Consider the following 19,221-nt stretch of genomic DNA (forward strand, 5'->3'; position numbering starts at 1 on the left):
CAAAAGTATAAAGAATTAACAAAAGGAATGATACGCAGCTATTCAAGAAAAGGTAATCCATGGGATAATGCATGTATAGAATCGTATCATGCAATAATAAAAAGAGAATGGCTTAACAGATTCAGAATAAAGAATTATTATCAGGCATATCAGCTGGTATTTGAATATTTAGAAGGATTCTATAATACAGTAAGAATCCACTCACATTGTGAATATTTATCACCAGACAGTTATGAAAAAAAGTATATATTAGAACAAACTAACTAAATTTCTTACATTTAGTTAGTCCAAATTCTTGACATAGGACCACTTAGCAGTTTGGGACGACTACGAAACAGACTATACGATTTTCAATGTATGCGGTAATGATATACGTGTCTATGATGATGAATTGGCAGAAGCCTTGAAACAGTTATCCGAACGTAATCGAGAAACTTTACTGATGTATTACTTTTTGGAAATGAACAATGAAGAAATTGCCCAAAAGCAGAATATTTCCAGAAGTGGAGTTTTTCAGAACCGCCACAATTCATTGGCACTTATGAGAAAACTATTAAAGGAGAAAAGATAGCAAATGAAACACACATTTAAGAAGCCGTCCTATTACTTGCTTTCGCAGGCTATGGACGGGGACGAAAAAGCGATTGAAAAGGTACTTGCGTTTTATGACCCGTACATATCAAAGTGCTGTCTGCGTCCTCTCTATGATGAATATGGCAATGTCTATATCGTCGTAGATATGGAGTTAAAAGGACTTATCCGAGAAGCACTTATCAAAATGATTTTGGGGTTTGATATTGCCTTAGAAATTGAAGAAGAATAACAAGCAGTGACCGCAGGGCATGATTTGTTAAAATCCTCTTTCCTGTCCTGCTTTTATACACGAAAGCCTACGCTTTCGCCAACTGTTCTTTGACAACTGAATAAAGCAGACAGATACGTTTGTGATACAGCGAGCCACGGGGACTGTACGCCATGACCTTTCTGACAAGAAAGCGAGCGACCCACGCAGTGATCCGAGAGCGACTTGTGGAATGGTCACTTTGCCATGACCTGTTATCACAGAATAATGATACGTCCCAAAGGTGGTTTTGCTCATAGGAATGAGATTGGTTGAGATACCAGCGGAGCTTTCCAAAGCCGTCTGTCTGCTTATGATAAGACACACAGAAAGGAGTGTTGCAACGTGAACAATACTGATGTGCCAATTTGGGAAAAATACACCCTTAGTATAGAAGAAGCGTCCCGATATTTTCGTATCGGGGAAAAGAAGTTGCGTAAACTTGCCGAGGAAAATTTGGACTCTGGTTGGGTTATCGTCAATGGAAATCGTATTCAGATAAAGCGAAAACAGTTTGAAAAAATTATTGATACACTGGACGAAATCTGATGTCTTAGAGCCGTAGATATGGTATAATATTAGTAACGTATCACGGCTCATTCCATGACGGAAAGGAGCTTTACACTATGTCAAAAATGAAAAGACAAGACAGTAAAGGACGCAATTTGCGTCTTGGAGAGAGCCAGAGAAAAGACGGAAGATACGTTTATAAATATACCGATATATTCGGGAAGCCACAGTTTGTATATGCTTGGAAACTTGTACCGACAGACAAAACACCTGCTGGAAAACGTGATGGTAAATCATTGAGGGAAAAAGAAAAGCAGATAAAAAAAGACCTTGACGACGGTATCGACACTATCGGCGGTAAAATGACAGTCTGCCAGCTTTATGCAAAGAAGAACAACCAGAAAAAGAACATCAAGAGAAACACGGAAATAGGACGACAGTATCTTATGAACGCACTGGAAAATGACCCATTAGGTATGAGGGCGATTGATACGGTTAAACAGTCCGACGCTAAAGAATGGGCTATCAGAATGAATGGCAAAGGTTATTCTTACAAGACGATAGATAACTATAAGCGTTCCTTAAAGGCTTCATTCTATATGGCGATACAAGACGACTGTATCAGAAAAAATCCTTTCAATTTCAAGTTAAGTGATGTTCTGGAAGATGATACAGAGCCTAAAGTTATCTTGACACCAGAGCAGGAAGAAAAACTTCTTGCCTTTATGGAAACGGATAATATTTACAGCAAGTATCGTGATGAAGTTATTCTTCTGCTGGAAACGGGACTTCGTATCTCTGAATTATGCGGACTGACTACACACATTGATATGTTTAACCGTGTGATTAACATAGACCACCAGCTATTGCGTGATACAGAGGTGGGCTACTATATTTCAACACCTAAGACAAAGAACGGTAAGCGAGAGCTTCCATTAACAGAAAGAGCATATCAAGCACTCAAACGAATTTTAAAGAATCGAGGAAAAGCACAACCGCTTGTTGTTGGTGGTTACAGCAATTTCTTGTTTTTGAACCGTGAGGGACTGCCAAAGGTAGCAGGAAATTATGAAAGTATGGTGCGTGGGCTGATTAAAAAGTACAATAAGACCCATGAGGACAAGTTACCAAACATTACTCCTCACTCATTCAGACATACCTACTGTACGAACATGGCAAATAAGGGAATGAACCCTAACACCCTGCAATATATCATGGGACACGCAAACATAACCATGACATTAGGGTATTACGCTCACGGTACTTTCCAGTCTGCAAAGGCAGAATTGGAAAGACTGGCTTCTTAATATCGAAAATGTATCTTACTACTTATTTACTACTTTTGGTTGCATTTTCATGCTGGTAAATGCCAGCTTATGCGAGGTATCTTCCAAAAAGAAAATGCCCATACAGCCCGAAAATACGGGATATATCGGCATTTACCAACTTATGAAAAGATAATCAGAAATTTAGTAAGTTTTTCTGGTAAAAAAGCCAAAGATATAGTTGCACGAAAATAGAGCTGCCTTGGCTAGTTTAATAACATAATTTAATCAAGATCGTCATTAAAAAGAGATGCAATTTTGTTATCGCGAATTTCTGGAGTTAATCTTTCTTCCGCTTTTCTTATATAGTCTCGTAATTTTTGACCTTCTTTTTCATATTCATCATCTTCTAGATAAGGAATATAGAGTTTTTTAGAAAGCATTAAATTTAATTTTTGATAATCTAAATCTGAAACAATTCCTTCATCATGCATTTTAGATATTTCCTTTAATCTAGTCATATCCCACTCATGATATTTTTTCTCTTCAGAAATAAAATTACTATCTAAATTTTTATTTTCGATACTTTTTAAAAAATCCAAACATTTAATCCGTCCTTCAGTAGTTAAATTTCTTGAGATTTTTAAAATTTCATTTAATAGGCCGTCTTTAGTATCAATAAAACCATCTGGAAAAGATTCAAGTTCTTCATCTGTCCATTGTGGAGCATAACCATCTAATCCTAAAATATATTGAGGTGGAACATTTAAAGAACCTGCAATTTTAGTTAATATGTCACTTTTTATTGTGTCATTATCTCTTTTGGTTATTCCATATAAAGTATTTAAAGACACACCTGATATTAATGATAAATCTTTTAGTGTAATATTTTTTTCATCTAATATATTTTTTAATCGTATACCAACACCCATAATAAAAATTCCTTTCATTTTTTTAGTTCTTATATTATATATTAAAACATATTTTACGTCATTAGTACATATGTACTAATGATTTTTTTTATTTTTTATGAGAATTGATATGTATTAGTTTAGATATTTTTATTATACAATAAATAACATTATTATATTATGTAATTTAGAAATATTGATGTATTCATAGAAAAGATTATCATTAAATTTATAAAACATAGTTTTTTTGTGAAATAGGATTCTATTTTTTTGGCATATGTTTTGTGAATTAAAATAGTATTTTTGGAAATACTTCGATAGAGGTGTTTTATGATAATAATTAAACTTGCACAAATACGTTATTTACATAATATATCTTTAAGAGAGCTTGAACAGTTATGTGGAATAGGTAAGACTACACTTAATAATATTGAAAATGGTAAAATCAGTCCAACTTTATTTGAGTTGGAAAAAATCGCAATAGCTTTAAAAATAAAGATTGAAGATTTATATGAATCAGACTATAAATAATTAAATTTGTCCTTATTTAAGGACAAATTCATTATATCTCTTTTATGTCTAGCTTTATTAATGTATAATAATTTTGTGTTTATCTCTCCACTTATTATCCCAATAAATTAAATGATTAAGAGGTATAAACATAGAGGAAACATATAAAAGACAATTCAATGCTCACATAAGAGATATCCACAATACAAATACTTTAGCTTATTATATTAAAAGTTGTTTTTGGATGTTTCCCGATTAAACCAGCTAAATGCTGGTTTTTATTGTTTATATAAAAATATAATAAAAGGCTAAGACATTTAACCTCATTTTATATTTTATGTTAAAATCATTCTTCATCTGAATTTCTTTCAATTTGTAAATGATAATGTCCTGATAAGAAATTTTCCATAACTGCATCCCAATCACCGTTTTCATAAAGTTCTTTATTTTCTGAAATAAAAGACTCTGTAACATCTTCTTCTTTATTTGAATCAATAATTGTCACACCATATTCATTTTTATCAAAAGTATCTTTAAGATATTTGGTTGTATTAGAATAAGGATCTGAGTTTCCGTCAATAATTGCGCATATTATAACTAAAACCATTGAAATCACAAAAAGTGTTACAATAATAGCTCTTTTTGATATTTTCATATTGTTTTCTAGTTAAAATTTATAGTGTATGGAGCTGTGAATTTATCACAATATAGACCCATTCCACTATTATTTGGTATATTGTACATCATAAATTAAAAATGTGAATTTACTATAATCAATTCTTCTTTTATTAGTTGCAACAGTTTTATTATTTTGTTATTTTGCAAAATAAATAATAATGATAAAGAAAGCGTTCTCTATTATTAAAGTACAATATGAAATATAAAAGTCGAGCAATACGAAATTTTAATAATATCTAATGTTTTGCAATATCTGCCTTTGTTTTTGGATATTATGCTTGCAGTCTATGATACGTTGTTGATCTCTGGTGGTTGTAAGCAGTATTCTTAGTTCATTTTCTAATCTTCTTAACTCTGTTTCTGCTTCTAGTTTCTTTTTATCTTTTAGATTCATAAAATCACCTCAAGATTATTTTTAACAGATTCATAAAAAATAGAAGTAATTTTATAATTTTTTATTAAGAGATAATGAAAGAATATAAATATTATCATAAAAATATATACAATAAAGAAATAATAAAAGGAAGTTTTAATGATTTGTATTTCTATGTTCATAAAATGGTATAAAAAGGTAATTTTTTTGTATATTAGTCAATCTTTGATTAAAAATACTTTCATATTATAGTTATATTATTATAAAAAAGATTAAATATCTGAATGCATTTGGGAAAGTAAGATAAAAGAGTTAGAAAAATTGGTAGGATTTTTATAATAATAGCAGTTATGGTTGTAGTATCAGGTCAAGTATAGGAAGTAGATGTATGGTAGTCAAGTGATGTTGATCTTGATGTAGATGAGGAGGATTTTTTAAGTGTTATATCGTCATGAATAATTGGTTATGGTTGGTATACAATTACAATAAATAATTTTGGGATTGATTCACATTATATATGTAATGGATAAAAATACTGAAACTGAACTTGCTAGATATAAGATTGCTTATGATGTGACTTTTTCTGTGTATAGTATTTCAAGAGATGATATCTTTAAATTCTTCTAAAGTTATAGAAAATTTGCATATACAGATAGTTTTCAATTAAATATATTTGTAATTGCTAATATGAAAAATAAAATATATTGTCTAGATATACAGCAGATTTCAATGGGAATATAGCAGGTATACAAGTTTAGGATTTGATAAAAAATAGTACACATACCAATTATGATAATACTCGCTTATATATTAACCTTAATACCCTAAATCAATAGACCTAATTTGTTTAATGATTTTTGATATTTTGTAGAATGAGTCTTTGTTTCTGGTGCTTTTTATCCTTTAAATTCGCTTTATAGTCCTTGTTAGTCTATAAAAATATGTCTGAATATTTTATAGTTTTGTTGTAGAATATTTAAGGAGGGAAGAAAAATGGAGGAGTTAAGGGAAATAAGTAAAAAGCTAAACGAAACTGTAGAGGAACTAAAAGCTGATAAAAATATTGGGAAGACGGTTGATGAATTGCATGAAATTAGGGATAAATTAAAGGAAATTATAAAAGAAAGCATCCGATAAATTTGGGTGCTTTGTTCTTCAAATATTAAAATTTTGGTTATAACATTAATATAAATTTTTTAGGTTATGAAAGAAACTTAATAAAAAAATTTACTGCACGAGTACTGCACGATTATTTTTTTAACAAAAAAACCGCTCTAGATAGCGGGTTTTGACTAATATGGCATCCTCAGTAGGAATCGAACCTACAACTTAACCTCCGGAGGGTTATGTGATATCCATTTCACTATGAGGACAGTACTAAAAAATTATAACATTAATAAGATTAAAAATAAATATTAAAGAATGGATTTTGGTAAAATTTTTTGACTATAAATAAAACAAAGTTGGCTAGGGATATAGAAAAGCCAGATTATTGGATTATAAGCTGAATCTATTAATTGTAAGTGAGTTAAAGCAATTGTTATGTCACAACATAAGAGTAAAATAATAGCTGAAAAAAAACTCTTAGAAATTTTAAAACTATGAAAAAGATTTAATAAACTAAAGCAAAGATAAATAAAAGCCAAAGTAATTAAAGGATTGATAAAAATAAAAATAAGAAATAAAAAAGGAAAGTAGATATAATATTTTAATAGATGCATATATGTAAGCTGAACTATTATAAATAAACTAATTCCAGTTAAATAATGATTTGTAAATAAAAGAAAATAATCAGCAATAAATGTTATAGCTGTTGCTAAAACAGCGTAAACATTAGCTTTTATTAAAAATAAGTATATAAAAGAATTAAAACTTATTAACCATTTAATAAAATTACTATTATAACCATGGAGGTCAAAATACACAAAAATACAGCCAAGAAAAATATTGATTATATATATCATTTAATCACCCTTTTAATAAATTATTGCCGAATTGAAAAAAATATTCCCATTATTCAAAGAAATTTGATAGAATAAAAAAGGTGATATTTTATGAATAAAAAACATATATTTATTATGAAGCCTAACTTGCAAAATACAAGAATTGAAACGATGATTTTGGATGTAATGAAAGACTACCAATATGAAATTAAGTATACTAAATATCCACGACATGCTACAAAAATAGCAAAAAGTTATCAAAAATGCAGTTATCGTATTTATGCTGTGGGAGGCGATGGTATGGTACATGAGATAATACAGGGATTAATTGGCAGTAATAATGAATTGGTTGTTATTCCTGCTGGTACAGGAAATGATTTTATTAGGACAATTAGTTATACTAATAATCCCTATAAACTTTTGAAGATGTCATTACATTTAAAGTCGGAATCAATTGATTTAATTAAAGTAAATGATATTTATTGTATTAATATATTTTGCTGTGCATTTGATAGTGATATCGCTAATAATGTTCATAATTATCAACAAGTAAAATATTTGCCACATGCATTACAGTATGCTAATGTTTTAGTGAAACGATTATCAAAATATCGTTTATATCCAACTACTCTTTATTATGAGGGGAAAAAAATTTATGAAGAGAATTTGATTGTTGGGGCATTTTGTAATGGTAAATATTTTGGTGGAGGATTCAAGATTGGTAAGAATGCTGCTCTAAATGATGGATTTATTGATATTAATCTTGTTTCTAGTTTAAAAAAGTGTTCAATACCTTATTATTTGATTTTATTGTTCAGTGGAAAACTTGAAAGAGGTAGATTATATTATCATAATAAGTTAAAAGAATTAGATTTAGAAACAAAACAGAATGTTAATATTGATGGAGAAATTTATCCTCCAGGGAAATATCATTTAGAAATTGTTAAGAATTTATTAAAAGTTGTAATATATAAAAAATAGGTTGACTTTTGTAAATAATATATTTATCATATGTAATAAGTAAAAGGGAGTAGCTGGCACTGTTAAGTGTTTACGCTTTCGTCAATACGATGAGTTGATCATCCGGAACGTAATGAAGTAGCGAGACTTTTATTGCATTTTTAAGGTGCAATAAAAGCCTCGCTTTTATTGTGTTAAAAAGGAGAGAGAAAAGTGAAAGTATTTTACAACAAAACAATAACTGAGGTTAGAAAAGAGATAAATGGTACTTTAAAGCCAATTAGTGATGAACAAGTAAAGAAAAATCAGGAAAAATATGGTCTTAATAAATTGGTTGAAGCAAAAGCTAAAAGTATTCCAATAATATTTTTAGAGCAGTTTAAAGATTTTTTGGTAATTATTTTAATTTCTGCGGCATTAATATCAGGATTTTTAGGTGATTTAGAAAGTGCATTAGTAATTTTAATAGTTATAACTATTAATGCTGTTTTAGGTACAGTCCAAACAGTCAAAGCTGAACAATCATTAAATAGTCTTAAGGAATTATCTTCACCAAATGCTAAGGTTTTACGTGATGGTAAAGTTATTGAGATTTCAAGTAAAGAAGTAACCATTGGTGATGAAGTATATTTAGAAGCAGGAGATTATATTCCAGCTGATGGTAGAATTATTGAAAATGCTAGTATGAAAGTTGATGAAAGTGCTCTTACAGGTGAAAGTCTAGCGGTTGAAAAAACGATTGAGGTTATTGAAGGTGAAGTTCCACTTGGTGATCGTAGTAATATGGTTTATTCAGGTAGTTTTGTAACTTATGGTCGGGGAATGTTTTTAGTTACTGGAATTGGAATGGAAACAGAAGTAGGAAGGATTGCTCAATTATTAAAATCAACTTCTGAAAAGAAAACTCCATTACAAGTTAATCTTGATAATTTTGGTAAGAAATTATCGATTATTATTATGGCTTTTTGTGTTTTATTATTTGCTTTAAATATTTTCCAAGGTGGTAATATTGGTGATGCTTTTATGTTTGCTGTTGCTTTAGCTGTTGCAGCAATTCCAGAGGCATTAAGTTCTATTGTAACAATAGTATTATCTTTTGGAACCCAGAAAATGGCTAAAGAGGGAGCTATTATTCGTAAATTACAAGCTGTTGAAGGGTTAGGAAGTGTTTCAATTATTTGTTCTGATAAAACAGGGACATTGACGCAAAATAAGATGACTGTAGAAGATTATTATATTGAAGAAAAAAGAATTATGGCCAAAGATATTGATCCATCAAATTCTCTACACAAAGATTTAATGCGATTAAGTATATTATGTAATGATTCTACCAATATTGACGGTCAAGAAATAGGAGATCCTACAGAAACAGCAATGATCAATTTAAGTGATAGTTTAGGGGTACCAGCTCAACGGGTAAGAAATGCTTATCCTCGATTAAGTGAATTACCATTTGATAGCGATCGTAAAATGATGTCTACATTTCATCTTTTAAAAGATGGTTATACAATGATTACAAAAGGTGCTGTAGATGTTTTAATTAAAAGAGCAAAATATATTCGAAAAAACGGTCAGGTTTTGCCAATAACTGATAATGATATAAAAAATATCCAGGATATGAATATGGAGTTTTCAAAAAATGGTTTACGAGTTTTAGCGATAACATACCGCAAGTTTGACTGTGAAAAAGTTTTATTATCCGAAGATGAAAATGATTTAATTTTCTTAGGGTTGATTTCGATGATGGATCCACCAAGATTAGAAAGTGCAGAGGCTGTAAAAGAATGTATGAAAGCAGGGATTATTCCAATCATGATTACAGGTGATCATAAAGTAACCGCTACAGCAATAGCGAAAAGAATTGGTATTTTAACTAAGGATTCACAAGCTGTTGAGGGTAGTGAAATTGATTCTTTAAGCGATGAACAATTGCAACAATTTGTTGAAGATAAACGTGTTTATGCTCGAGTTTCACCAGAACATAAGATTCGTATCGTTCGTGCTTGGCAAGAAAAAGGAAATATTGTTTCCATGACAGGAGACGGGGTAAATGATGCTCCAGCATTAAAACAGGCAGATATAGGTGTAGCGATGGGAATTACTGGTAGTGAGGTTTCTAAAGACGCTGCATCTATGGTTTTAACTGACGATAATTTTGCAACTATCATAAAAGCAATTGAAAATGGACGTAATGTTTATGCTCATATTATAGATGCAATCCAGTTTTTATTATCCGGAAATTTTGGGGGGATTTTAGCAGTATTATATGCTTCTATTATGGCATTGCCAGTTCCTTTTGCTCCTGTGCATTTATTATTTATTAATTTATTAACGGATAGTCTTCCTGCGATTGCTTTAGGGTTGGAACCACATAGTAAAAATGTAATGAATGAAAAACCACGCCCTATGAATGAATCAATATTGACTAAAACATTTTTAATTAGTGTTGGCATTGAAGGGTTTGTAATTGCAGTTATGGCAATGATTGCATTTATGATTGGCTATCAAAATGGAAATTCTGTTTTAGCTAGTACAATGGCTTTTGCAACACTTTGTTTATCAAGATTGGTACATGGTTATAATTGTAAATCAAAAAATCCTGTATTATTTAAAAAAGGTTTCTTTAATAACAAGTTTTTACAATGGGCATTTTTAATTGGATTTGTATCAATTACTCTAGTTGTTACAATGCCATTTTTACAAACGATATTTAAAGTGCAGTCATTAAATATAGAACAATTATTGATTGTTTATGGTTTAGCTTTGGCTAATTTACCAATTATTCAATTTATTAAATGGGTTAGAAATAGATAAATTTTGGGCTAATAATAAGCAAAAAGGAAAGTTGAAAATATCTTTCCTTTTTTGTAACCTTTATGATATCTTTATTGTCTATATAGTGAATCGATTCAAGGGAGGTATCAATTTGAAAAACAATGTTGAAATAAATATTGATTTAATTATTGAAGAATATAGTCATTATGTATTTACGATTGTTTATAATATTGCAAAAGATATCTTATCTTATCAAGATATAGAAGAAATTATTGCTGATACATTTTATCTTTTTTGGAAAAACCAAAATAAGATTCAAACCAATATGAAAGCATATTTAGCAACAATTGCTAAAAATTGTACTTATAATAAATTAAAACAAAATAAGCAGTATATTGAATATGATGATCAAATTTTAAATGAGCAGGGATATAAAGAAGATGAATTTAATCGAATGTTAATTATTGAAGAAAAGATTAAACGATTAACAGACCAAGAAAAAGAATTATTTCATCTTTATTATATTGAAGGATATAAGATTAAAGAAATTGCTAAAATGAATAATCAAAAAACTAATTATACGAAAGTAAAATTACATAGGATTAGAAAAAAATTGAGGAGGAAAGAATAAATGCAGCAAATTGATACTAACAAAATAAAAGCTATGGCTAATGATAAAATCGCTTATACTCTTTATGAAAGGAATAAAATTATGAAAAAAAACAAATTAAAAAAAGTAATATTTAGTTTTGCTATATGTTTTCTATTATTGGGTGGAATAGGGACAGTTGATGCTGCAACAAATGGTAAAATTAGTAATACTGTTAAAAACACAATTAAAGTTATTCTTATTGGTACTGATAATCAGGAAAAAGAAATCTCAGGTGACTTGTATACTGATGAAAATGGTGATATATGGATTAAATATAAGCATGAAACTGAACAAAGTGAAAATGAAATAGATATAAATAAAAGTGAATTAGAAAAAGAAGGACTTGAGGCTGATATTAAAATAAAAGATTCAGGGAATGATACTGATTCAAAAACAGAAATTATAATAAAAAATGAGTAAAAAATTATTAATCTCACTACTTATTAATGGTAGATGAGATTTTTTATTATGTTTTATCATTTATTTTTATAATAAAGTATAAATAAAAAAACTAATTTGTATACTTTTTCTTTTGTATGACTAATATTTATAATATAATAAGAGAAAATGAGGTGAAAATTGTGGAAGTTGCATTAAAAACAGATTCAAGAAAAGTAAAGCCTGGAGATACATTTATAGCTATCCCAAATGTTATTAGAGATGGTCATGATTATATTGAACAGGCAATTAAAAATGGTGCTAGTAGAGTAATTGCAGAACATGGTAATTATAGTGTTGAAACAATTACAGTAAAAAGTACAAGAGAATATTTAAAAGATTATTTATATAAAAATTATTATCCTTTAATTAAGGATATAAAGTTGATTGGAATTACAGGTACTAATGGTAAAACAACGACTTGTTTGATGATTTATCAAATTTTAAAAATGTTAAAACAAAATGTAGCTTATATGGGGACGGTTGGTTTTTATTATGGAGATGTAAAAAAACCAATGGTCAATACAACACCAGATGTTGATGTACTATATAATATGTTACTAGAAGCAAAAGATCATGGAGTAGAATATTTTGTGATGGAAGTTAGTTCCCATGCTTTAGATAAAGAACGAATTTATGGTTTAGAGTTTGATGAGGTAGCTTTTTCAAATCTAACTCAAGATCACTTAGATTATCATAAGACAATAGAAAATTATGCTAATGCTAAAAGGAAATTATTTGAAAAAACAAGGAATGAAAAAATTGCAATTATTAATGGAGATGATCCTTATTATCAGCATTTTATATTACCAGAAAATAATAATATTGTTATTAGTGATAAAGATGGTGATTTAAAGATTGAAGATGTATGTTTTTCGCATTTAGGAACGACATTTAAATTTTCTTATTTAAATAAAAATTATGAAACATCATTAAATATGGTAGGGCGTTATAATATTTATAATTATTTAACTGCTTTACTTTTAGTGCATAGATTAGGTTTCGCAATTGATGATATTTTATTATTAAACGATAAACTAAAAACTCCATCAGGACGAATGGAATTGATTAAATATGGTACCAATAGTATATTTGTTGATTATGCTCATACTCCAGATGCTGTTAAAAATGTTTTAATAAGTGCTGAAGAATTTAAAAATGGACGAATTATAACAATTATTGGCTGTGGAGGAAATCGTGATCCTTTAAAACGTCCAATTATGGGTAGAATTGCTGTTGAGCATAGTGACTATGTCATTTTTACAAGTGATAATCCACGAAAAGAAGAGCCAGAAGATATTTTAAATGATATTACAGTTGATTTAACTAGTGATAACTTTGAAGTTATTGTAGATCGTCATGATGCTATAGTAAAAGGAATGGATTTACTTAATAATAATGATATTTTAATGATTTTAGGAAAAGGACATGAAGATTATCAGGAAACAAAAACTGGTAAACGGCATTTTAGTGATCAAGAAGAAGTGTTGAAATATCTTGAGATAAAGGGTCTATGATTCTGGTGTTTAATGATGAAAATGAGATTATTAAAAATTAGTGACTATCAGTCGGTCTATAATTTATGGAAAAATACTTCTGGAATGGGTCTTAGAAGCCTTGATGATAGTGAAGAAGGAATTAAAAGATTTTTATTACGTAATCCTGATACTAATTTTGTTGCTATTGTTGATGAAAAGATTGTTGGTGTGATTATGGCTGGTAATGATGGAAGAAGAGGCTATATTTATCATTTAACAGTTCAAAATGAATATCGTCGAAAAGGAATTGCTAGTGCATTGGTTAAAGAATGTTTAATGTCACTAAGAACTGAAGAAATAAATAAAGTTGCTTTAGTTGTATTTAGTGATAATACAAATGGAAATAACTTTTGGCAAAAGCTAGGATTTATTGAACGTGAGGATTTGGTTTATCGGAATTTAAGTATAAACGAGGAAAATATTTGATGAGAATACAGCAAGTAGATATTAGCGAGATTATATATGAAAAAAAAGATTTTACTGACAGTATGTATGAATCGATTAAACGAATTGGTTTATCATTTCCGATTAAAGTAATAATTAAAAATGATAAATATTATTGTCAAGACGGTCATAAACGTATTTCAGCAATTAATAAAATGATTAATGAAGATATATATCAAAAAAGACGAAAGATTAATATTGTAGTGATGAATAATGGTAATAGTCGTTCAAATGATTGTTGGCGAGTTAAGAATATGCATTAAATTAGACTTTATTATCTTTAATGTTTTTGGTAATGACTATTAATGGCATAATAGATATGCAGTTAGGATAGAGTATATGTATAATAAAGAGATAGTTAATGAGTATGAGAAAAATTATTTATATTATGAGAAATTTAGAGGACTAGTTGAAGATTATATTAGAAGTTTGTTGAATAATGAACATATTTCTTTTCATTCTATTACAAGTCGTACTAAAAATATAGATAGTTTAACTAAAAAAATTGAGCTCAAAAATAAATATCAAAAACTTCAGGAAATAACTGATTTGGTTGGTATTAGGATAATAACTTATTATTCTGATACTGTTGATCAAATTTCTAAATTAATTGAAAAAAGATTTGTTATTGATAGAGATAATTCAATTGATAAAAGAAAAACTATTGATCCAGATCGTTTTGGTTATCGTTCACTTCATTATGTAGTTCAAATAAATAATGGACAGATTCAATTTAATACAGATTTTAATTATTATGATTTGAAGTTTGAGATTCAAATTAGTTCAATCTTACAATATACTTGGGCTGAAATAGAACATGATTTAGGTTATAAATCACAAGAAGAAATTCCATATGATATTAAAAGAAGTTTTTCACGTTTAGCTAGTTTATTAGAATTAGCGGATGAAGAATTTTTGCGAATAAAAAATGAAATTTTTGCTTATAAAAATCAATTAATGTTATCGTATTTAAGTGCAAAACTAGATAAAGAATCATTAAATGTATTTAAAATTAAGAGTCCTGAGTTTATTGATTTAATTAGTTTTTTTATAAAAGAGTTAGAAGCAAAGAAAGCTAGTCAGGGTAATTTTAAAAATATTATTAGTATGCTTAAATATTTAAATTTAAAAACATTACAAGAAGTTGATAATAGATTAAAACAGTATCATCATTTGATAAAAAAGTATGCTTATGTATTATATGAAGATACTACAAGGAGTAATCTTAATGTAATTTCTGGGGATATTCCACTATTGTATTTGTGTTACTTTATTTTAGTGATTGAAAAAAGCGAAGATGAATTTGAAAAGTTTACTAATCAATTTATTTCAAGTAATGCTTTTAAGAAGCGATTAATTAAATTAAAAAGTATTTTAAAAAATGTTTAAATAATTTACTTATGATCAATAATATTTGCTTGATTGATGAAGAATTTGTATATGTGGTTTTATTACAAGATATATTAAGCATATGTTTAATATATGGATAGGCAATTATGGGGATGAAAAAGGATATTTAATATGCAGGCAAAACAGAAATTATTATTTATACAAAAAAAGCATTTGAGTCAGACACAGCAAAGATATAAAAAGGAAGTAAAGAATTTATTGTATTAGAACCTTGTGGTGATGTTAAATATTTTTTAAGAATAGGTTACTGAGTATTTTGCTGAATACATTAAATAATAATTAATGTATATTAGTGAGAATGTTAGTTAATGTTTTTATTTTGTGAAAAATGTAGAATAATAAAATATTAGATGGATATAATATTTAGAGATATATTTGCTTTGTAAAATACATGATGATAAAATAGTATATATAAAAGGGAGTAGTTAGCCATTAAGGTTTACGAGTCGTCAACTCGATAGGTATATCCGGATCGTAATTAAACAACGAGACTTTTATTGTATGCAAATACGATAAGAGTCTCGTTTTTGGATAAATGATCATAAAAAGGAGAGATGAAAATGTTTTATAATCAACAGTTACAAGAATTGACTCAAAAATTTTCAACAGATTTAAAAAATGGTTTAACTGATAAACAGGTTAAAGAAAATCTTGAAAAATATGGACCAAACGAATTAAAAAAGACACAGAAACAATCAATTTTACTTAGATTTATTTTACAATTTAAAGATGCTTTAACAATTATCTTAATTATTGCTGCTATTATTAGTATTGTTGTTGAACCAACTGAATGGATTGATAGTGCTATTATTATTATAGTAGTTATCATTAATGCAATTTTAGGATTAGTTCAGGAGAGTAATGCTGAGCGTTCTTTAGAAGCATTACAGAAAATGGCTAGTCCAAAAGCTAAAGTAATTCGTAATGGAATTACAATTACTATAGATACTAGCAAAGTTGTTCCTGGAGATTTATTAGTATTAGAAGCGGGTGATAGTATTGCTAGTGATGGTCGTTTAATTGAAGCTTTTAATTTAAAAGTTGACGAAAGTGCTCTTACTGGTGAGAGTGTACCAGTTGAAAAGACAAGTGAATTGATTGATAGAGAGGATGTTCCTTTAGCAGAACGAACTAATATGGTACATGCTTCTTGTAATGTTACTTATGGACGAGGTGTAGCATTAGTAACAACAACTGGTGAGGATAATGAAGTTGGTAAAATTGCGACAATGCTGCAACAGACTAAAAATCAAAATACACCACTTCAAGATCAGTTAGATCAAATAGGAAAAAGTATAGGTGTTATATGTATTGTAATTTGCATTGTTGTTTTCTTTATGGAAATGCTATCAGGTTTAACTGTTTTAGAAGCATTTAAAACTGCAATTGCATTAGCAGTAGCTGCGATTCCTGAAGGATTAGCAACTGTTGTTACAGTAGTTCTAGCTTTAAGTGTGCAAAGAATGGTTAAAAAAAATGCAATTATAAAGAGTCTTCCAGCAGTAGAAACTTTAGGAAGTACGTCAATTGTATGTTCTGATAAAACAGGAACATTAACGCAAAATAAAATGACAGTTGTAAAAACGTATCTCTATAAACTGCAAATTGAATCAATTGAAATGTGTAGTAAAGAAACAAATGAATTATTAAATTATTTTACTTTATGTAGCGATGGCAGTATTAGTAATGTTGATGGTAAAGAAATCTTAATAGGTGATCCTACTGAGACTGCCCTAGTAAAAGCTAGCTTAGAAAAAGGTTTTACTAAAGAAAAATTGTCACAAGAATATCCAAGATTTAATGAACTGGCATTTGATTCTGATCGTAAAATGATGACCGTTTTTGTAAAACATGAAGGAAAAGTTCTTTCAATTACTAAAGGAGGACCAGATGTTATTTTTAGTCGTTGTAAAGATCTTGATTTAGATGAAGTTACTAAAGTAAATGAGGCAATGTCTAACGAAGCACTTCGTGTGTTAGCTTTAGGAATTCGTTATTGGCAAGAAGAACCAGGTGAAATTACTAGCGAGTTAGTTGAAAATAATTTAACATTTATTGGAATGGTAGGAATGATTGATCCTCCTCGCCAAGAAGCTAAACAGGCTATAGCTGAGGCTAAAAAAGCTGGAGTTAGAACGATTATGATTACTGGTGATCATGTAATTACAGCAAGTGCAATTGCTCGAAATTTAGGTATTTTAGAATCAAATCAAAAAGCTGTTATGGGTAGTGAACTAGAAAAGATGTCAGATGTGCAGTTAGCTGATCATATCGAAGAATATTCAGTGTATGCCAGAGTTGCTCCTGAACATAAAGTTAGAATTGTTAAAGCATGGAAATCTAAAGGTAAAATTGTTGCTATGACAGGTGATGGGGTTAATGATTCACCAGCTTTAAAGACAGCTGATATTGGTTGTGCTATGGGAATTACTGGTACTGATGTTGCTAAAGGGGCAGCTAGTATGATTTTAACAGATGATAATTTTGCTACTATTATTACTTCAATTAAAGAAGGGCGTGGGATATTTGATAATATTAAAAAAGATGTTCAGTTCTTATTATCAAGTAATATAGGTGAGGTAATTACTATTTTTGGTGCTTCTGTTATTTCGTTAATTACATCATTTGATTTCGGGGTACCACTATTACCAATTCATTTATTGTGGGTTAATTTAATTACTGATAGTTTACCTGCTTTTGCATTAGGAATGGAACCTACAGAACCCGATGTAATGGAACGCAAACCACGTAAAAAAGATGAAAATTTCTTTTCTGAGGGATTAGGATTTACAATTGCTTGGCAGGGTGTAATGATTGGTGTATTAACATTAATTGCTTATGCAATAGGTAATCAAATGGATCATTTAACAGGGATGACAATGGCATTTATTACTTTATGTGGATGTCAATTAGTACATGCGTTTAATGTTAAGTCTCATCATTCAATTTTAAATAAACGCTTATTTAATAATATTTATTTATGGGGAGCATTAGTGATAGGAATTTTATTACAAGTTATCCTAATTTTAATTCCGCAGTTAAGTTCTATATTTAAACTTCAATGCTTAAATGTTACACAATGGTTGATATGTATAGGATTATGTTTATTAACAGTGGTTATTTGTGAAATTGTTAAGCTATGTCATAGAGGTAAATGATAAGATAAATTCTTGATAAAAAACGATCATTGTAATTAGTGATTGTTTTTTATTAATTTAAAAAGATGCAATGTTTTAAGCGCATAATAGATATGTTAAAATTATAGTAGGAGAAATTAAGTAGAAAAGGCGCTTGTATGACAATGTTGTAGCTGAAGTAACATATAAAATAATTAAAATCTATTTTGCATTTAATAGGAGATTAGAGAACTCTATTCAATTAGAGATAGAATTGCTTGATTTATGTTAATTGGTACAACAATATCAGAATTCATGTGGTTTTAAATTACATGAGTCTTGTAGAATATAGGATGTTTTCATAAAAGATGTCTAAGAAAAGTGTTGATAACCAATCTTGTTTTTTCATGATAATGTGTATTCATTCATGTATTTTCATATTATCAGTATTTATTTTTGACTGTTAATAGTAATATATGATTATAAAAATTTGATTTTTAAAAGTAATCCTCTTAATTATTTTGTAAAAAATAATAGGAGGATTATTGTATGAGTGAAGTAATTGGTTATCAAAATGATTTGGTTAAATTTAATAATGATCTTTTCTTTAAATATCTTCTTTCCAGAGATACTGATGAATCTAAAATGTTAAGAAAGTACATCGTTAAACTTGTTACCAATATCGACTGTAAAAAAATGATTATTAAAAATCCTGAAATCAATCAAAATACTGTTCTTGCTAAAAATATTATTTTAGATATTTGTGCTGTTGATGAAACTGGCAGAATTATTGACATAGAAATGCAGATGGCAGGCAGCTCTAACAGTGAATCAGCAAGATTTCAGTTTTATGGAGC

The 19,221-nt window shown here is 28.8% G+C and carries 21 protein-coding genes and 1 tRNA gene; 18 read left to right on the plus strand and 4 right to left on the minus strand.

Annotated elements, in window-relative coordinates:
- The 5 genes from BMW96_RS12180 to BMW96_RS12210 form a co-directional block, all read left to right on the plus strand.
- On the plus strand, nucleotides 1–267 hold a 267-nt coding region (locus tag BMW96_RS12180), incomplete at its 5' end, for an integrase core domain-containing protein (RefSeq protein WP_143050751.1).
- Nucleotides 268–391: 124 nt separating this feature from the next.
- On the plus strand, nucleotides 392–571 hold the full coding sequence (locus BMW96_RS12185; protein WP_472573232.1) for an RNA polymerase sigma factor: 180 nt from the start codon (nucleotides 392–394) through the stop codon (nucleotides 569–571).
- A 3-nt stretch (nucleotides 572–574) separates the two neighbouring features.
- Entirely contained in the window at nucleotides 575–823 is a 249-nt protein-coding gene (locus tag BMW96_RS12190) for a helix-turn-helix domain-containing protein (protein ID WP_021364212.1), read from the plus strand.
- Nucleotides 824–1,186: 363 nt separating this feature from the next.
- Nucleotides 1,187–1,390 (plus strand): excisionase, encoded by a 204-nt coding sequence (locus BMW96_RS12205; RefSeq protein ID WP_022582750.1) that lies wholly within the window; start codon nucleotides 1,187–1,189, stop codon nucleotides 1,388–1,390.
- Nucleotides 1,391–1,467: 77 nt separating this feature from the next.
- Complete coding sequence (locus tag BMW96_RS12210) at nucleotides 1,468–2,658, plus strand: site-specific integrase (protein WP_054343984.1); 1,191 nt, start codon at nucleotides 1,468–1,470, stop codon at nucleotides 2,656–2,658.
- A gap of 242 nt (nucleotides 2,659–2,900) precedes the next feature.
- Here the strand turns inward: BMW96_RS12210 and BMW96_RS12215 are convergent, their stop codons facing one another.
- Entirely contained in the window at nucleotides 2,901–3,566 is a 666-nt protein-coding gene (locus BMW96_RS12215; protein ID WP_092356417.1) for a helix-turn-helix domain-containing protein, read from the minus strand.
- A gap of 291 nt (nucleotides 3,567–3,857) precedes the next feature.
- Between BMW96_RS12215 and BMW96_RS12220 the strand changes: the two genes are divergently transcribed.
- Nucleotides 3,858–4,058 carry a helix-turn-helix domain-containing protein gene (locus tag BMW96_RS12220; protein ID WP_092356420.1) on the plus strand — a complete coding sequence of 67 codons (201 nt, stop codon included), beginning with the start codon at nucleotides 3,858–3,860 and terminating at the stop codon, nucleotides 4,056–4,058.
- Nucleotides 4,059–4,383: 325 nt separating this feature from the next.
- On the opposite strand, the gene BMW96_RS12225 is transcribed toward BMW96_RS12220, so the two are convergent.
- Nucleotides 4,384–4,692: a hypothetical protein gene (locus BMW96_RS12225; RefSeq protein ID WP_092356423.1), complete on the minus strand. Its 309-nt coding sequence runs from the start codon at nucleotides 4,690–4,692 to the stop codon at nucleotides 4,384–4,386.
- A 249-nt stretch (nucleotides 4,693–4,941) separates the two neighbouring features.
- Nucleotides 4,942–5,109, minus strand: coding sequence for a hypothetical protein (locus BMW96_RS14245; RefSeq protein WP_169924250.1), 168 nt, complete (start codon nucleotides 5,107–5,109; stop codon nucleotides 4,942–4,944).
- Between the two features lie 972 nt (nucleotides 5,110–6,081).
- On the opposite strand from BMW96_RS14245, the gene BMW96_RS14250 reads away from it, so the two are divergent.
- Nucleotides 6,082–6,225: a hypothetical protein gene (locus BMW96_RS14250; RefSeq protein WP_157796019.1), complete on the plus strand. Its 144-nt coding sequence runs from the start codon at nucleotides 6,082–6,084 to the stop codon at nucleotides 6,223–6,225.
- Nucleotides 6,226–6,386: 161 nt separating this feature from the next.
- On the opposite strand, the gene BMW96_RS12230 is transcribed toward BMW96_RS14250, so the two are convergent.
- Nucleotides 6,387–6,461 (minus strand) — tRNA-Arg (locus tag BMW96_RS12230).
- A 681-nt stretch (nucleotides 6,462–7,142) separates the two neighbouring features.
- Between BMW96_RS12230 and BMW96_RS12240 the strand changes: the two genes are divergently transcribed.
- From BMW96_RS12240 to BMW96_RS12285, 11 genes are all read left to right on the plus strand, one after another.
- On the plus strand, nucleotides 7,143–8,012 hold the full coding sequence (locus tag BMW96_RS12240; protein WP_092356429.1) for a diacylglycerol/lipid kinase family protein: 870 nt from the start codon (nucleotides 7,143–7,145) through the stop codon (nucleotides 8,010–8,012).
- A 192-nt stretch (nucleotides 8,013–8,204) separates the two neighbouring features.
- Entirely contained in the window at nucleotides 8,205–10,805 is a 2,601-nt protein-coding gene (locus tag BMW96_RS12245) for a cation-translocating P-type ATPase (protein ID WP_092356432.1), read from the plus strand.
- Nucleotides 10,806–10,917: 112 nt separating this feature from the next.
- Entirely contained in the window at nucleotides 10,918–11,397 is a 480-nt protein-coding gene (locus tag BMW96_RS12250; protein ID WP_157796020.1) for an RNA polymerase sigma factor, read from the plus strand.
- Entirely contained in the window at nucleotides 11,398–11,838 is a 441-nt protein-coding gene (locus BMW96_RS12255; RefSeq protein ID WP_092356438.1) for a hypothetical protein, read from the plus strand.
- A 161-nt stretch (nucleotides 11,839–11,999) separates the two neighbouring features.
- The gene (locus tag BMW96_RS12260) at nucleotides 12,000–13,373 is read left to right on the plus strand and encodes a UDP-N-acetylmuramoyl-L-alanyl-D-glutamate--2,6-diaminopimelate ligase (protein WP_092356441.1); all 1,374 of its coding nucleotides are present in this window, start codon (nucleotides 12,000–12,002) and stop codon (nucleotides 13,371–13,373) included.
- 15 nt (nucleotides 13,374–13,388) lie between these two features.
- Nucleotides 13,389–13,820, plus strand: coding sequence for a GNAT family N-acetyltransferase (locus BMW96_RS12265; protein ID WP_092356444.1), 432 nt, complete (start codon nucleotides 13,389–13,391; stop codon nucleotides 13,818–13,820).
- Nucleotides 13,820–14,101, plus strand: coding sequence for a hypothetical protein (locus BMW96_RS12270; RefSeq protein ID WP_092356447.1), 282 nt, complete (start codon nucleotides 13,820–13,822; stop codon nucleotides 14,099–14,101). The genes BMW96_RS12265 and BMW96_RS12270 overlap by 1 nt, the downstream gene beginning before the upstream one ends.
- A gap of 76 nt (nucleotides 14,102–14,177) precedes the next feature.
- Nucleotides 14,178–15,227, plus strand: a complete 1,050-nt coding sequence (locus BMW96_RS12275) for a GTP pyrophosphokinase (protein WP_092356450.1) — start codon at nucleotides 14,178–14,180, stop codon at nucleotides 15,225–15,227.
- Between the two features lie 581 nt (nucleotides 15,228–15,808).
- Nucleotides 15,809–18,406 carry a cation-translocating P-type ATPase gene (locus tag BMW96_RS12280; protein ID WP_092356453.1) on the plus strand — a complete coding sequence of 866 codons (2,598 nt, stop codon included), beginning with the start codon at nucleotides 15,809–15,811 and terminating at the stop codon, nucleotides 18,404–18,406.
- 236 nt (nucleotides 18,407–18,642) lie between these two features.
- On the plus strand, nucleotides 18,643–18,729 hold the full coding sequence (locus BMW96_RS14860; protein WP_143050752.1) for an IS3 family transposase: 87 nt from the start codon (nucleotides 18,643–18,645) through the stop codon (nucleotides 18,727–18,729).
- A 184-nt stretch (nucleotides 18,730–18,913) separates the two neighbouring features.
- A partial coding sequence (locus BMW96_RS12285; protein ID WP_177165850.1) for a PD-(D/E)XK nuclease family transposase occupies nucleotides 18,914–19,221 on the plus strand: 308 nt, incomplete at its 3' end.

Source organism: Thomasclavelia cocleata, assembly GCF_900102365.1.
Lineage (GTDB): Bacteria > Bacillota_I > Bacilli_A > Erysipelotrichales > Coprobacillaceae > Thomasclavelia > Thomasclavelia cocleata.